The 13615-nt window shown below is 38.1% G+C and carries 19 protein-coding genes and 4 pseudogenes; 17 read left to right on the top strand and 6 right to left on the bottom strand.

Annotated elements, in window-relative coordinates:
* Positions 1-570 precede the first annotated feature (570 nt).
* The 3 genes from ACFSCZ_RS16905 (at position 571) to tnpC (ending at position 2808) form a co-directional block, all read left to right on the top strand.
* Entirely contained in the window at positions 571-765 is a 195-nt protein-coding gene (locus ACFSCZ_RS16905; RefSeq protein ID WP_039238838.1) for a hypothetical protein, read from the top strand.
* Positions 762-1115 carry an IS66 family insertion sequence element accessory protein TnpB gene (gene tnpB / locus ACFSCZ_RS16900; RefSeq protein ID WP_140384346.1) on the top strand — a complete coding sequence of 118 codons (354 nt, stop codon included), beginning with the start codon at positions 762-764 and terminating at the stop codon, positions 1113-1115. Before ACFSCZ_RS16905 ends, tnpB begins: the two co-directional genes overlap by 4 nt.
* A 100-nt stretch (positions 1116-1215) precedes the next feature.
* The gene (gene tnpC / locus ACFSCZ_RS16895; RefSeq protein ID WP_380775581.1) at positions 1216-2808 is read left to right on the top strand and encodes an IS66 family transposase; all 1593 of its coding nucleotides are present in this window, start codon (positions 1216-1218) and stop codon (positions 2806-2808) included.
* Positions 2809-2936: 128 nt separating this feature from the next.
* Here the strand turns inward: tnpC and ACFSCZ_RS16890 are convergent.
* From ACFSCZ_RS16890 to ACFSCZ_RS16880, 3 genes and pseudogenes are all read right to left on the bottom strand, one after another.
* Positions 2937-3053: pseudogene (locus tag ACFSCZ_RS16890) on the bottom strand (cell wall hydrolase); the annotation flags it as partial.
* Positions 3054-3071: 18 nt separating this feature from the next.
* Positions 3072-3962 carry a manganese catalase family protein gene (locus ACFSCZ_RS16885; protein WP_031538344.1) on the bottom strand — a complete coding sequence of 297 codons (891 nt, stop codon included), beginning with the start codon at positions 3960-3962 and terminating at the stop codon, positions 3072-3074.
* Positions 3963-3986: 24 nt separating this feature from the next.
* Positions 3987-4196 carry a YuzF family protein gene (locus ACFSCZ_RS16880; RefSeq protein ID WP_031538343.1) on the bottom strand — a complete coding sequence of 70 codons (210 nt, stop codon included), beginning with the start codon at positions 4194-4196 and terminating at the stop codon, positions 3987-3989.
* Positions 4197-4934: 738 nt separating this feature from the next.
* Between ACFSCZ_RS16880 and ACFSCZ_RS16875 the strand changes: the two genes are divergently transcribed.
* On the top strand, positions 4935-5258 hold the full coding sequence (locus tag ACFSCZ_RS16875) for a DnaB-like helicase N-terminal domain-containing protein (RefSeq protein WP_076315514.1): 324 nt from the start codon (positions 4935-4937) through the stop codon (positions 5256-5258).
* On the opposite strand, the pseudogene ACFSCZ_RS16870 reads toward ACFSCZ_RS16875, so the two are convergent.
* Positions 5174-5359 (bottom strand): annotated as a pseudogene (locus ACFSCZ_RS16870) (transposase domain-containing protein); the annotation flags it as partial. The gene ACFSCZ_RS16875 and the pseudogene ACFSCZ_RS16870 sit on opposite strands and share 85 nt — an antisense overlap.
* Positions 5360-5380: 21 nt before the next feature.
* Here ACFSCZ_RS16870 and ACFSCZ_RS20175 point away from each other — a divergent pair.
* Positions 5381-5599 (top strand): annotated as a pseudogene (locus ACFSCZ_RS20175) (IS66 family transposase); the annotation flags it as partial.
* Positions 5600-5709: 110 nt separating this feature from the next.
* Here ACFSCZ_RS20175 and ACFSCZ_RS16865 read toward each other — a convergent pair.
* Both ACFSCZ_RS16865 and ACFSCZ_RS16860 read right to left on the bottom strand, forming a co-directional pair.
* Positions 5710-5892, bottom strand: coding sequence for a hypothetical protein (locus tag ACFSCZ_RS16865; RefSeq protein ID WP_041844988.1), 183 nt, complete (start codon positions 5890-5892; stop codon positions 5710-5712).
* A gap of 2 nt (positions 5893-5894) precedes the next feature.
* Positions 5895-6335 carry an Hsp20/alpha crystallin family protein gene (locus tag ACFSCZ_RS16860; RefSeq protein ID WP_150917682.1) on the bottom strand — a complete coding sequence of 147 codons (441 nt, stop codon included), beginning with the start codon at positions 6333-6335 and terminating at the stop codon, positions 5895-5897.
* Between the two features lie 288 nt (positions 6336-6623).
* Here ACFSCZ_RS16860 and ACFSCZ_RS16855 point away from each other — a divergent pair, with 288 nt between their 5' ends.
* The 12 genes and pseudogenes from ACFSCZ_RS16855 (at position 6624) to ACFSCZ_RS16800 (ending at position 13593) form a co-directional block, all read left to right on the top strand.
* Entirely contained in the window at positions 6624-6842 is a 219-nt protein-coding gene (locus ACFSCZ_RS16855; protein ID WP_041844990.1) for a hypothetical protein, read from the top strand.
* Between the two features lie 401 nt (positions 6843-7243).
* Positions 7244-7450 carry a DUF1657 domain-containing protein gene (locus tag ACFSCZ_RS16850; protein WP_041844991.1) on the top strand — a complete coding sequence of 69 codons (207 nt, stop codon included), beginning with the start codon at positions 7244-7246 and terminating at the stop codon, positions 7448-7450.
* 79 nt (positions 7451-7529) lie between these two features.
* On the top strand, positions 7530-7739 hold the full coding sequence (locus ACFSCZ_RS16845; protein ID WP_380775577.1) for a hypothetical protein: 210 nt from the start codon (positions 7530-7532) through the stop codon (positions 7737-7739).
* Positions 7740-8068: 329 nt separating this feature from the next.
* Positions 8069-8221 carry a hypothetical protein gene (locus tag ACFSCZ_RS16840; RefSeq protein WP_235372130.1) on the top strand — a complete coding sequence of 51 codons (153 nt, stop codon included), beginning with the start codon at positions 8069-8071 and terminating at the stop codon, positions 8219-8221.
* Between the two features lie 15 nt (positions 8222-8236).
* Positions 8237-8521 (top strand): annotated as a pseudogene (locus ACFSCZ_RS16835) (alcohol dehydrogenase catalytic domain-containing protein); the annotation flags it as partial.
* A gap of 27 nt (positions 8522-8548) precedes the next feature.
* The gene (locus ACFSCZ_RS16830; RefSeq protein WP_306421345.1) at positions 8549-9163 is read left to right on the top strand and encodes a zinc-binding dehydrogenase; all 615 of its coding nucleotides are present in this window, start codon (positions 8549-8551) and stop codon (positions 9161-9163) included.
* Positions 9164-9795: 632 nt separating this feature from the next.
* Positions 9796-10239 (top strand): DUF4258 domain-containing protein, encoded by a 444-nt coding sequence (locus ACFSCZ_RS16825; RefSeq protein WP_150917679.1) that lies wholly within the window; start codon positions 9796-9798, stop codon positions 10237-10239.
* 24 nt (positions 10240-10263) lie between these two features.
* Complete coding sequence (locus ACFSCZ_RS16820; RefSeq protein WP_041902047.1) at positions 10264-10659, top strand: hypothetical protein; 396 nt, start codon at positions 10264-10266, stop codon at positions 10657-10659.
* A gap of 96 nt (positions 10660-10755) precedes the next feature.
* Positions 10756-11658: a DUF6744 family protein gene (locus ACFSCZ_RS16815; protein WP_380775573.1), complete on the top strand. Its 903-nt coding sequence runs from the start codon at positions 10756-10758 to the stop codon at positions 11656-11658.
* A gap of 33 nt (positions 11659-11691) precedes the next feature.
* A complete protein-coding gene (locus ACFSCZ_RS16810; RefSeq protein WP_108897235.1) occupies positions 11692-12132 on the top strand; it encodes an ArsC/Spx/MgsR family protein in 441 nt (146 codons plus the stop codon).
* 31 nt (positions 12133-12163) lie between these two features.
* Positions 12164-12406, top strand: coding sequence for a hypothetical protein (locus tag ACFSCZ_RS16805; protein ID WP_041844943.1), 243 nt, complete (start codon positions 12164-12166; stop codon positions 12404-12406).
* 71 nt (positions 12407-12477) lie between these two features.
* Complete coding sequence (locus ACFSCZ_RS16800) at positions 12478-13593, top strand: AAA family ATPase (protein WP_108897236.1); 1116 nt, start codon at positions 12478-12480, stop codon at positions 13591-13593.
* Positions 13594-13615: the final 22 nt, after the last annotated feature.

The following is a 13615-nucleotide window of genomic DNA, read 5'->3' as shown; positions in this document are numbered from 1 at the left end:
ACCGCTCTGAAGTTCTACACTTTGACGGAGCCAGTCACAGGATCAAATATCGTGAGACTTTATTTCAAGCGAAAAGTGTTCAAAATTAATGAGCAGAAACTGTTCAGAACTACTTGACGGTTACACCCCTTTCTTAAAAGGCATTAAAGTATCTAAAGAAAGTAATTCTTTAGGTACTTTAATGCTCCGAAATCCCATAAGTAAATAATAATTTAAACTTAAGTAAAGTTACTATTACTCCCTTGATCCCATATATCTAAATCCCTTTTTTATAATGTAAAAGTTCACTCCGTTTTTTTATTTATTGTGTAATAAGGTAAGTTTCCTTGAGCTGACGAAATAATTCGTGCAAAACTAAAAATCATTTATGTTTATTTCCTTTATAGGTAAGTTAAATTATTTAAATTAATGAGAATTGCACTCTTATCACAAAGAACATATTCTATTTTAAAAATAAATTACTAACGTCTATTTGTGAAGATTACCGTAAGCCCCCATTCAAACAACGCATATAAACACGCAGCACCTCCTGGTACGATACATGTATCAATAAAAGGAGGTGCTTTTCCTATGCCACAACAAAAACTAACCATTGTTCCCGTTACATTACATACCGAAAACGAAAATAATTCTGCAACAAAGCCAACAGTGCTTTCCTCCAATCCTACTTGCACGATTAAAACAGCAAACGCTGAAATTTCCTTCTTTAACGGTGTAGATGAGCATATCATCCAAGCGGTCATGAGGGAGTTGAAAAATGGGTGAAACACGACTATACAAGTGTTAAAAACATTTATATCATTTGCGGTAAGACAGATATGAGAAAAGGAATTGATGGGCTTGCCACACTGATTCAAGATTCTTTCGAACTTGATCCATATGGCGATTCCATTTTCTTATTTTCAGGGTGGAGTAAAGACCGCTATAAATGTCTGTATTTTGATGGTGATGGCTTCGCCATGCTGTATAAGCGTTTGGATAGTGGAAAACTTCAATGGCCAAAAGATGAAAATGAAGTACGCCATCTTTCACAACAGGAGCTTCGCTGGCTCCTTGAAGGGTTATCCATTCAGCAGCCAAAAGCCATTCAACCATCGCCAAAAGGTGCGTTCTAAATTCGTTCAAGTCGTTATTTTTATCTTTATTTTCACTGTTCGAACTGATTATAATAGGAGGAACGAAACTGAACGAAACTGAACGAAAGTGGTGAATGATGTGACGAACGTTTCTTCTACGAATGAAAATCAATCTGAGAAATTAATTCGATTGCTTGAAGATCAATTAGCTCATTCGAATCAACAAAATAAAGAGTTATCGAAAAAGTTGGATCAATCGTTGAAACAGATTGAATCGTTAACGCAACAACTTCAACACTTAACCAAGCTCTTATATGGCTCTAAAACAGAAAAATCCAAATACAATACGCCCGACGGGCAAGTGTCCTTATTTGAGGATGACCCGTCTTTTACTGATCCTGAGCACACAGAAGAACAAAGCCAACAGACCATTTCTTATACTGTTGTACGAAAAATTCAACCAAAAAAACGAAATGATTCCTTGCGTGAAGATATTGAAATAGAAGCTATTCACCATCATCCAGCAAATACAATCTGTGACGGTTGCCATGATCAAATGATAGAAATGGGCAGTACAATCGTGCGTGAAGAGGCGAAATTTATTCCTGCGAAAATGATGAAAGTTCAACATATTGAACACGCTTATGAATGTAAAAAATGCAAAAGCGATTCATTACAAAAAGGGCAGATTAAACGTGGTAAAGCGCCACAACCTCCCATTCAACGTAGCATCGCAAGTCCTAGCGTACTTGCCAAAGTGATGTATGATAAATTTTCACAATACTTTCCTCTTTACCGTCAGGTAAAGGAATGGGAGCGTTATGGCCTGAACACGAATGATAAGAACCTTTCCAATTGGGTCATTCGTGCCTCACACGATTGGCTATTGCCTATTTACGAACGAATGAAGTCTTTGATGATGGCTAAAACCATTCTACATGTCGATGAAACGTATTCACAAATTATCAACCGTTCCGATGGCAAATCTGGTCAGTCTAACGCCTACAATTGGGTCTATCGAAGTGTGCCCAGTCAAGGTCCAACGATTGTCCTGTTTCAAAGTTCATTATCACGTGCTCGGTCTGTTCTCGAAAGCTTCATTGAAGATTATTCCGGAACGATTGTCTGTGATGGTTATTCGGCCTATGACAAAATAGAAGGCGTCACCTTCGCAAATTGTTGGGCGCATGTTCGCCGTTGTTGGATGAAAGCGAACAGCAAGAACGGACAAATCGGTGTCAGCTATTGTGATGCTTTGTATCGACTTGAAAGGAAATTCAAGCATCTGTCTCCCAGTAAGCGAAGAAAGAAACGTCAAAAGTTTGCGTTGCCAATCGTTAAGAAATTCCTTGACTGGGTTGAAAAATCACCATTCTACGGCAAAAATGCGCTTGCAAAAGCAGCTGAATATACTCTGAACAGAGCGAATGGACTAAAAGCATTCTTGAAGGATGGCCGTATCGAAATTGATAATAATCCAGCCGAAAATGCCATTCGTCCAAATGTGATGGGTCGAAAAAACTGGCTCTTTTCCGTCAGTGAAGCTGGTGCAAAAGCCAACGCCATCTGTTTAAGTATCGCAGAAACGGCAAAAGCAAACGGAGTGGATTTCTATCGTTATCTCTTGAAGTTACTGACGGATTTTCCGAATCTTGATATCTATCCACATTCGGAAATTTTAAATCAATATATGCCTTGGTCAAAAATGATCCAAGCAGAATGTGGCAGATAAAATGAAATCACCGTATATCTGATTAAAAAAATCATGATATACGGTGATTTATGATGCGTACGGTTAAGGTATGCTTATTTTTTATAGTTCGGGCTTACAAAAGAAAAGCATTACCTCAAAGGAAGTAATGGATGAAATCGTTCTCCTTTAATTAGTCTCCTTGCTAACCTAATTTCTGTTTCTCTAGCTGCTTGGTAAAAATATCCTCTTATAGTTGCTTCAAATCCTCCAGGTCGTTGAAAAACTTTCCTACAAAAAATCTATTATAAATTTTCCATTAGACGTTTTTTGATTAATTCATAATCGTCCCTAGTAATACCAGGAGCAAATTCTTCAGGTAACTCCTCTAAGTTTGGAATTGGTCCGCCTTCAGGAGTACCAATTTTCACTTCAAGCGGTTGCCCATTTTCCGGATTTGTTCCTTTCCAAATCATTCCGATATCCCTGTATTCTGTTTCGCTCCATGTGAATAGCACATTGCTTAAGCCTTTTTCTATGAACGGTCTGGCATAATCAAATTTTGAGTTATCAAGATTTGGAACTGGAAGCATTTTCGTCAAGTCTACCCCTGTAGCAATTTCGATTGCTTTCGCATAGGCGAGGATATGTGTTCCTCCACGAACAAGTAAATACCCAATCATGGTTCTAGCAACTGGGTTATCAGTCATCTCATAAACTCTCATTTTATGTGTACGTGCACCAATCTCTAGAAAAAAGTTATGTGTTAAATCTAAAACCAGATTTCCACTATTAAAAACATTATCACCAGTCCAAGGTCTTCCCATTGAATCACCTGGTATAGCCGTTTGAGCTGTAGAAATAAAATGGTGGGTGTTTCTCGCATCCTTCCCATTTTGAAGTGGAGTGATATCCGGATTCCCTGGAAAAGTATTACCTACCGATAACAAATTAATCGTATTAGAAACAAGTTCTACATGACCAAATTCTTCTGCTGTAATGCTTGCCACTAACTCATAGAATGGTTTTAGCTTTTTTTTATTTCTGAAGTTAAAAGACTGAAACATATAGTTATTTAAGGTAGACATCTCCCCAAACTTGCCACCCAAGAGTTCTTGTACTGCTGCTGCAGCATTCATATCGCCGTGTGCGGGTATAGGAAGTTCAATTGCCAATTTATTTATTCTTTTAAACATTATTTCCCCTCCACTTCCTTTTTGTTAACCAGGAAAAACCCAAATAATTTGCTGGGTACGAATAAAAAAGGGAGTTCCGTTAGATTCGACAACAATGTGATCTGGCAATACATTTTTCAAGGAGCCACGAACGCTACCTCTTATGGTTTGAACAGTAACAATTTTACCAACAATGGTTGTTAATGTCTGATAAACATATGGATCATAAAAGCTTAACAGGTTGTTGTTTGTCATTTAGATCCTCCTATTCTAAAGTCATTCTTACTGAGTATATGTTTCTCGATATGAAAAAAGACTGAAAAACAACTGTTCAATTTGACTCTTGTTGTTAAATACTATCCTGAAAATAATAAACGGCAATAGCACATTTTTTGCAATACGAAACTAGGCCTAGCAATACCCAATTTTTTAAACTGGACCTAGGAATGACTAATCTAATCCTTTTATGTACGAATTTATACTATGGCTCGCATACGCCGATGTAATTGACAATAAAATTGAAAAGATAAAGCAAGGGCTTGTAGAGTTCAAGAATAAACTTTATGGCACAGGTAATGCCATTCAAAGTATAACGAAAACTCTTGACAAACTATTTCAACGTCAGGACGAACTGTTTCAACGTCAAGACAATATTATCAAGCTACTGGAAGTTGTGTATAACAATTTATAATTGTATGGAACACCAGTAAATCTCGGGCCTATTTCAAAAATTAGAAGTCATTAAGCCGCACTCGAAAGATGGACAAAGATATATTGAAGTTGTATTTATTTATCGCTTTGAAAAATCTGTTGAAACATGTGCCGATATGATTAATTGCGACAGGAGCACCTAATTGGTATGTAAATAAATTAGCAGCAGAGTTAAGCAACAAAGGTGATGACAAACTATTCAAAACCTTATCATTACTTATTCCAGAGGAAGAATTAAAACCAGAATTAAAGAGTATAAAGGGTGGCTATAAAGATATTGATGTGGTCACTGTTTCCGAACAACTAAATCAAAAAGGGATACTGGAGGATGTGGGCGGCGTAACCTATCTTACTCAATTAGCTGGCTCAGTACCAACTACAGCGAATACCATTTATTATTGTGATTTGGTAAAATCGAAAGCCTTGCGTAGGCGAGGAATTGAAGCAGCAAAAAATATAAGATATTTATCGGAGGTACAGGAATTTGAATATGACGAGACATTTTTGACAGAAGTAGAAAATCAGGCTTTAAAAATCCGATCAATGGCGTTCTCATTACTCGCATCTACATTGGGAAGCTTCTCGAAAATGTACATCAAGTATTGATAAGGATTAAGCCCATTTTCTTTGGCTGTTTCTACAATACTATAAGTTACAGCACTAGCCTTCGCTCCTTTCGGAGTGTTTGCAAAAATCCAGTTTTTCCTTTTAGGACTTAAACACATAAAAGAAAAAACTGGCTCTTTTCCGTCAGTGAAGCTGGTGCAAAAGCCAACGCCATCTGTTTAAGTATCGCAGAAACGGCAAAAGCAAACGGAGTGGATTTCTATCGTTATCTCTTGAAGTTACTGACGGATTTTCCGAATCTTGATATCTATCCACATTCGGAAATTTTAAATCAATATATGCCTTGGTCAAAAATGATCCAAGCAGAATGTGGCAGATAAAATGAAATCACCGTATATCTGATTAAAAAAATCATGATATACGGTGATTTATGATGCGTACGGTTAAGGTATGCTTATTTTTTATAGTTCTGGCTTACAAAAGAAAAGCATTACCTCAAATGCTGGTAGGAATTTTTAATATTATTTGTCAGCTCATTTAAAATAATTTTTTTCTTTGCCTGAGGTAAATGGCAGCTTAAAATTAGCAAATCAACTAGGTCAGGTTGTTCCTCAGCAATTTCCTGCAAGTAATCCCTGCCAAACTCTTTCATAACAGGTAGCAAACTGCTCATTTTTAATGGAAATCCACATCAATTCTCTTTTTATTTGTTTGAGTTTGTTTAGGCATGATAACTTCTAGTACACCATTCTTATAAGAAGCCTTTATACCTTCCTCAGAAACAGGAGTTGGTAGTGTAATAGCTCTGTGAAAGCTACCTGTGTATCTTTCTCTCCTATGCATATTCTCTTCTTTAATCTCATTAGTTCTGTTAATTGAGCCACTAATTCTCAATACATTATTTTCAATATCAATGTTTACATCTTCTTTACTCTGTAAGCCTGGAATGTCACAAGTTGCTACTACCTCTTTATCTGTTTCATGAACATCCACTCTTATATTCCCCAATTGATTCATATCATTGTCTAAATGAAAAGGGAAATCATTGAATAATCTGTCAAAATCTCTCCTAATGTTAGTTAATTGTCTAAATGGATCATAAGGTATTAATGCCATTTGTATCATCTCCTTAGTTATTTTTAACAAATATATTTTTTACATTTACTATGTAATTATTCATTTAAGGGATAAGCTGAGTCAGTTTTAGAAAAGCATCCTATTACAGAAAAAGGAGAGCCTAGCTACAGGAGATTTATTTTAGTAATATTTTGGCTTAATTTTAAAACGAAAGGAATCTCAATAATTGTCTATCCAAAGGAATAATTGCTATTTAGAATTGAGGATAAAACAATTTATTCGAGGCATTCTATCTTTTGTACTAAACCACAAACAGGAGGAAGTAGCATGGCTAATCAAATTGATACTAATAAATTAAAACAAGCAGAGGCAGCCTCTTCTATTGTAAAAGATATGATAACTTCAGCGATTGAACAATCTGCTGCTAATACTACTCTTGCTTCAGAAGCATTAAAACAAGCATCAAATGAGGTTGCACAAATACAAACATTAATTAGTCAAGTACAATCTCAGTTACAAGCCCAAGCATCTGCATCGGAAGAATAAAACTATTATAATCTTTTAGCTAAGATGGATAGATGGGATTTGCAATATACGTAAATCCCTTTTTTATTTTTAATCATACGGTGTAACAGCGCACTCCATATTAACATGAACCGTCACTATAGGCGTTTTCTATATTTATTGTGTTTAATTAAGTTCAGTAAAGGGAACGGTGGAAAAAATTTGAGATGAGACATATTACCCAAAAAGATTATACATCGCAATCCTATAATCGTCGCCAAATAGAAGAATTGATGGGGATTTGGAAACGAGGTTACTACAGAAAAAATGGTGCTATTCACCAAAAGTAATTTTATAACTATATTTCCAAAAAATTCACCACATAAGAAAATTCTGATTCAGGTAATCTAAAAAGGTCAAAAAAAATTCAAGGAGGATTCATCATGACAGTAATAAATGATGTTAAGACAGCTCTAGCAGGCTTAAAAAGTGCACAAGCAAGTTTCGAAACATTTGCTCTTGGTACAGATAATCAACAGGCAAAGCAACTTTACCAAGATGCTGCTAAACAAACCCAATCTGTTATTAACAGCATTGAACCACGCGTTCAACAAATTGAACAAGAAGAACCTCAATACAAACAACAATAATGAGTAAGATAAAAAAGGTTGGTTGGGAGGCCAACCTTTTTTAATTCCTTTAAATAATGGGAAAAACGGAGATGGTTTCATGAAAGACAAAATAACCAAAATAAAAATTTTTCTTTCCATTTTAGCCGTGATCGGGTTTGGAACAGGATGTAACGATAACCAAAATCAGTTAGATGAGGATAACAATCAGGTTGTCACGGTCAGTAACGGAATAGTTGCAATCTCAGCCAGTTTCCACCAGCCCCCGATATTAATTCAAATATTTTTAACACCGTTTACTCACAAGTGATAATTACTTACCCTTGTCATCCATAAACTTTTCAATATACAAAAAATTGAATCTACACATCAAAATAGTCTTCTCTATCAGGAGACTCATTGGTGAAGAAGATAACTGTTTCTGGCAATTAACTGATGTATGTTTTGGCAGTATGTTTATTAAACTTTATGAATCATTATTTAAGGTTAAACCTGTATACACATTTATTTTTATTCATATTTGTAAAGCAATGCTTACTGTACTAAAGGGAGGTTAGTTCAATAAGGATTTGGGAAAAGGGAGTACAAACACCTTAAATGGGAAATTTAATTAAGTAAACATCATAAGGAGGTTTTTCCATGCAAACAAAAGCTGCTGTTACCTTTGGAAGTGGTGAACCATTTGAAATTAAAGACATAACGATAGACGAACCACAAACGAATGAAGTGTTGATTCGTCTTGTAGGGACCGGAATTTGCCACACCGATATTCTTGCTCAAACACAAGCTTAACCGGTTCCACTTCCTGCAGTACTAGGTCATGAAGGGGCAGGGATTGTTGAAAAAGTCGGCAACGGTATTTCTCATATTCAACCCGGTGACCATGTTGTTCTTTCTTATAGTTCTTGCGGTTCATGCGACAATTGTTTGACCGGCAAAGCATATGCCTGTGAGCGGTTTTATGAATTGAATTTTGAAGGAAGAATGGCAGATAGATCTACTCGCTTACACGTAGAGGGGCAAGATGCTTCTAACTTTTTCGGACAATCTAGTTTTGCATATTACGCGGTAGCCAATGCAAGAAACGTCATAAAGGTCCCAAAAGATGTTCCACTTGAAATGCTCGGACCGCTAGGTTGTGGGGTACAGACTGGAAGTGGAGCGGTATTAAATAAATTAAAACCGGAACCCGGCACAAGCATTGTTGTCTTTGGCGCTGGTACAGTAGGATTAAGTGCAATTATGGCGGCTAATGTATGTCATTGCGGCATTATTATTGCCGTTGATGTTCAAGAAAACCGATTAGAGTTAGCAAAGGAATTAGGAGCCACACATACCATTAACGCAAGAGAAGGAAATGTTTTAGAAGCAATCATGAAGATTGCTGAAAAGGGTGTAAACTACGCTATTGAGTCCAGCGGTCGCCCTGAAAATTCGAGAAATGCGGTGGATTCACTTACTGTAACAGGAAGAGCGGTACAAGTGGCGGGTGGTCCTATTGGTTCGGAAGTAACGTTGGATATCAATACGATTCTTTTTGAAAGAAACTATGAAGGATTTTTGATGGGTGAAGGTGTTCCTCAAATATATATCCCTAGATTAATCGAACTATATAAGCAGGGGAAATTCCCGTTTGATAAATTGATTACGTATTACTCTTTTGAAGACATCAATAAAGCAGTAGAAGACGCTCATAAGGGTACAACCATTAAACCACTCCTAAAATTTTCATAAATATTAGACCAAATAGACTTTCGACTTGTAGAAGAGAACATATAAAATAAAATGTTTGTGAAATTAAGCTAACGAGTGCTTTAACACAATAAGAAATAAAATTAAAGAGCCTAAAATATGCAAGTTTTTATGCACTACTTGCGTACTTTGGCTCTTTTTTCATTTCAAAAGCCTTTCAGTCTTTATTGTATTCAGTCAATTTGTCTGTTACACTGTATGTATATATTTATCTAAAAGCTACACGTTGTGTAGAAGCCTTCATACCTTCCTTTATTTTTATTGGAGTGGAGAGTTGGCATAAAGTTTTTGTTCCTTCGTATTCTCCTGTTTAGGGGAAATGGCAGGTGGACATTTTGTCCGAAAAGTGCAATTTGCAAAAGATAATAGGTTTAATATTTCCACGATCTTAGTCGTGAAATATATAAAAAGTCGATTGTTCTTTGGAATGATCGGCTTTTTTCTGTTTAGAAAAATAGTTGAGAAAGCGAGGTTGGACAAAGAAGCGAAAGTTTCAATGAAAACAAGTTTTGTTTTCACGGTGGACTATACACAAAGAGAAGGGAGGAAGCCCTCTGTGTGCTTTATACAGAAGGGTTCTCCCTTTCTGTATAGGCATCGCAGGGTAAAAAGTCATGATTAGCATAGAAACATTGGTATGCAAAGACGAAGAAGAATGTCAGAGGAAACGGGAACGGTGGGAACATCTGCAAAACCGTTTCTGTGCAATTGGCCAAAGAGAATTGGATATGTTCCGTGCCAGAATGGGTGACGGGAAACACAAAATCCTTTGCGATAAGCACTTCTACAAAAGAAGTTTTGAACGGTCAATTTCAGAAGCTGATTTCAAAGAAGTTCTAAAATGCGGATGGGTCGTTGAGCGGAACAAAACCGCAAAAGCGACTTCGATTATGCTGCTTGGATATGTCGGTAGGAATTATCGACCATTGCATATTGTCATTGACATGGTGAGCGAAAATTTATGGGTAGCTGTAACGGCCTATAACCCGCAAAGCCACGCATGGAAATGGAATGAAGGATTTGATAAACGGGTCTGTTTTTGTAACCCGGACGATTAAAAATGCCAAAGGAGAGGATTTTCAATGGAATACTTGGTAGCAACGATGAGTGATCGGCAAAAGACTATCGCAAAACTGAAAGGAAGTCTGTATTCGCTTTCGCTTGATGAATTGGTCATCCGTTCGATTGACGAAGCCGAATTTGACGTTTCTGACATGAACTGCCTGTATTGCGATAAACAGAAAACCGTCATCCGGAACAAATTGAAAACATACAAGGAAATGGTCAACGGAAAAGAAGTGTCGATTGACGTGACACGCTATCCGATGAATGTATGCCCTTCCTGTAATGCAGAGTTTGACAACATGGATGTGTCACTCTATCTTCAACAGCTGATCCGGTACGAAATTCTGAAAGCCTTGCGTTCAAGGAAGCCGATACCTGAAAAATTCCGGTTCAATGAAATCGTAAAAATGTGAAAGAGTTCTGTTTAAAACGTATTTACACGGGTTTCTCCGGACCGTAGATGCGTTTTTTTATTTTAAAAAACCAATATATGAGGGAGATGGATTGAGATGACAATTGATCTTAACAATGTCACAGCGGTTGAAAATGTAAAAGGGGATGAACCGATTCTCGGGCATCTAATGTGGTTCAGCGTCGGCAAGCAACTTGTCAAAGCGGATGATTTGCAGGCAGCCCTAACAGCAGCCGGAATTGACCAGGCTTTCATGCCGAACCCGATCCGTTCGTCGGATGCGTTTCGCCGAGCAACAAAGGAGATTGAAGTAAAAAAAGGCACTGCCCAAACGAACGTCTTTAAAAATTATCTGATCCGTGAAGTCTTTGCTGACAAGGATATGATTCAACGAAACATTGTCGTGGAGACAGTGGATCAATCCGGGAAACGGCTCGATTACGAAAGCAATGCGGGAATCATCACGCTTGATAAAAAGAACAATTCCCTTACATTTGTTACGTCAGATCCGATAACGGAGGACTTATGCAAAATTGCAGAGGAAAAGTTCAATATTTACAAAGAATATTATTCGGCTCAACAAGTCCGGGTAATGGTATCGAAAATCCTGAACAGCCTTGCACCGACGCCGGTTCGTCCAAATGGCGGCGTTTATTTTGTGCCGAATGCGTACACCGAGGGGCTGACGAAATTGGTGAATTTTACGTCATCGCTTGAAAATAGCGAATGCTTTAAAGTACCGATCGTCAACACCTATGACAATGTGCAGATGGTATCGCAAAAGCTGTCCGATCATTTTGACACCCTGCTTGCTGAATGCAAGGGAAGCGGAAATCTCCGGAAATCGCAAGTTAAGGATTTGATTAACCATGCGAACGGAATCATCAAAGACTATAAGGACTATCGCAGTATTGTACAGAGCGAAGCGTCCTTCTTTGAGGAAAAAATTCTGCATTTAAAAAGGGAAGTCGCCCGATTGGTCGACAACATGGAAGATTGACTGTTTAAAAGAACATCGAAAGGAGTTTATAAAATGAAATCTGATGTACAGATTTTTTATGTGAAAAACACGCCGCAAGTCCGAAAAGTGCGTGAGTATTTTGCTAAAAATGGCGTCCGTTATTCGGAAAAATGCCTTGAAAGGGAAGCCCTGACCTACGAGCAGCTAATTGAAATTCTACAAAATAGCTTTCGTGGAGTAGAGGAAATCCTTTCAGGACGTTCCGCCAAAGTTAAAAAGCTGATGAAGGAAGGAATCTTCATTGAACGGTTGTCCATCAAACAATTGCACTGGTTAATCCAACGGCATCCGGATTTGTTGGTCAATCTGATTATCGTTGGCAGAGGAAGGACGCTTATCGGCTATCAGGAAGAAGAAATGGCCGGTTTCTTACCGAGGGAACAGAAACGTCAAATTTTCCTTGAATCCTTGAAACGGGCGAAGATTCTTGAAGCGGACAAGCAGATTGTATAAATCGCCGATAGATGAAAGGGGGTTTTGAACGATGAATAATTACGAGTATCTTTTACGTGATATTTCATTGGAACTAAAAAAAGCGAATGAGTTGAAAGAAAAGGAATTGGAACTTCGGGAGCAGGAACTGAAAATGAGGGCCACAGAAATCACTTCGTTAGCCCATATCATGTATGCTGTCGAGGAAATGGCCAAACACGCCAGAAGTCATTCAGCAAGCAATGAACGGCTTGAACGATTGACTGCCCAATTCAAGGAAGTAAAAGGATTGTAACGACCAGTGACATATCTGTTCACGGCTGTCGTCTTTTTAAAAATACTATGTGTGAAAGAGGATGAATAAAAATGACAAACCTACAAAAATTGGCTGAAATTAAAAACGCATTGAACGCGAAGTATTTCGAACGTGAAAAGGAAGTCGAAGCAATCCTGATCGCATTGATCTCCCGTCAACATATGCTGATGATCGGACCTCCCGGAACAGGGAAGTCCGCATTGGCGGCGGATATTGCAAAGATTGTAACCGGGATGAATCATTTCCAATGGCTCCTGACACGATTCAGTACGCCGGAGGAACTATTTGGTCCTCTTTCCTTGAAAGACTTGGAGCAGGGGGTATATAAGCGGAATACGGCAAATAAATTGCCGGAAGCCCATATCACCTTCCTTGATGAAATCTTCAAGGCCAACAGTGCAATCTTAAACAGCTTATTGACACTGATTAACGAACGGAAATTTTATAATAACGGCCATCCGGTTCAAGTACCATTAATGTCCGTGATTGGTTCCTCGAACGAATACCCGGAAGAAGGCGAAGGATTAGAAGCCTTGTTTGACCGTTTCCTTCTGCGTTTTGAAGTCGATTATGTGGCCGATGATAACAATTTCATCGCTATGCTACAAGACAGCGGGAATCAACCGTTACCGAGTATGGATATGCAGGAACTTATGAATCTGCAATTCTTTTCGGAAATGGTATCCATTCCGCCGGAAGTCTATCAGAAGTTGGCTGAAATCCGCATGGAGTTACGAAACGAAGGCATTTTCCCTTCCGATCGTCGGTTTAAGCAATCCTTATCCGTCCTAAAGGCAAAAGCACTTGTCGAACAGCGGCAGCACGTTCTCGTAAACGACATTGTGTTCCTTGAAAATGCTCTTTGGGAAACGCCGGATCAAAAGGACCTGACAGTGAAAATCGTCCGATCGCTTGCACAAGACACTGTTCTACGTTCAATCGACCAGGCACGTCAAGAAACGAAAGAGATTCAAGCAATGCTCAAACAGAATCCTTCTACGGAAGGCAGTCTTGAAGCAACGAAGAAATTGAAAATCATTGTAAATGAACTGAATGCCTTGAAAACGAAGAATCCGGGCCGTGAACAGCAGATTGACGAAGCCATCAAAGAAGTGACGGCTATTCAAAATGAAATCGTCGGAAGCATTCTGGACCCGATTGTGTAAGAAACGTTTTCTAAAATCGAAA

It is taken from the genome of Siminovitchia sediminis, from assembly GCF_042680885.1.
In the GTDB taxonomy this organism is placed as follows: domain Bacteria; phylum Bacillota; class Bacilli; order Bacillales; family Bacillaceae_C; genus Siminovitchia; species Siminovitchia sediminis.
The sequence above is the reverse complement of the archived record's forward strand: the minus strand, read 5'-3'. Positions and strand labels throughout refer to the sequence as shown.

Bases quoted from the DNA above. Each gene is read 5' to 3' on its own strand.
- ACFSCZ_RS16840 (WP_235372130.1), top strand. From the start codon at position 8,069: ATGCAAACAAAAGCTGCTGTTACCTTTGGAAGTGGTGAACCATTTGAA.
- ACFSCZ_RS16850 (WP_041844991.1), top strand. From the start codon at position 7,244: ATGACAGTAATAAATGATGTTAAGACAGCTCTAGCAGGCTTAAAAAGT.
- ACFSCZ_RS16800 (WP_108897236.1), top strand. From the start codon at position 12,478: ATGACAAACCTACAAAAATTGGCTGAAATTAAAAACGCATTGAACGCG.
- ACFSCZ_RS16860 (WP_150917682.1), bottom strand. From the start codon at position 6,335: ATGGCATTAATACCTTATGATCCATTTAGACAATTAACTAACATTAGG.
- ACFSCZ_RS16815 (WP_380775573.1), top strand. From the start codon at position 10,756: ATGACAATTGATCTTAACAATGTCACAGCGGTTGAAAATGTAAAAGGG.
- ACFSCZ_RS16885 (WP_031538344.1), bottom strand. From the start codon at position 3,962: ATGTTTAAAAGAATAAATAAATTGGCAATTGAACTTCCTATACCCGCA.
- ACFSCZ_RS16805 (WP_041844943.1), top strand. From the start codon at position 12,164: ATGAATAATTACGAGTATCTTTTACGTGATATTTCATTGGAACTAAAA.
- ACFSCZ_RS16825 (WP_150917679.1), top strand. From the start codon at position 9,796: ATGATTAGCATAGAAACATTGGTATGCAAAGACGAAGAAGAATGTCAG.
- ACFSCZ_RS16855 (WP_041844990.1), top strand. From the start codon at position 6,624: ATGGCTAATCAAATTGATACTAATAAATTAAAACAAGCAGAGGCAGCC.
- ACFSCZ_RS16830 (WP_306421345.1), top strand. From the start codon at position 8,549: ATGCTCGGACCGCTAGGTTGTGGGGTACAGACTGGAAGTGGAGCGGTA.
- ACFSCZ_RS16905 (WP_039238838.1), top strand. From the start codon at position 571: ATGCCACAACAAAAACTAACCATTGTTCCCGTTACATTACATACCGAA.
- ACFSCZ_RS16845 (WP_380775577.1), top strand. From the start codon at position 7,530: ATGAAAGACAAAATAACCAAAATAAAAATTTTTCTTTCCATTTTAGCC.
- ACFSCZ_RS16880 (WP_031538343.1), bottom strand. From the start codon at position 4,196: ATGACAAACAACAACCTGTTAAGCTTTTATGATCCATATGTTTATCAG.
- ACFSCZ_RS16865 (WP_041844988.1), bottom strand. From the start codon at position 5,892: ATGAGCAGTTTGCTACCTGTTATGAAAGAGTTTGGCAGGGATTACTTG.
- ACFSCZ_RS16820 (WP_041902047.1), top strand. From the start codon at position 10,264: ATGGAATACTTGGTAGCAACGATGAGTGATCGGCAAAAGACTATCGCA.
- ACFSCZ_RS16810 (WP_108897235.1), top strand. From the start codon at position 11,692: ATGAAATCTGATGTACAGATTTTTTATGTGAAAAACACGCCGCAAGTC.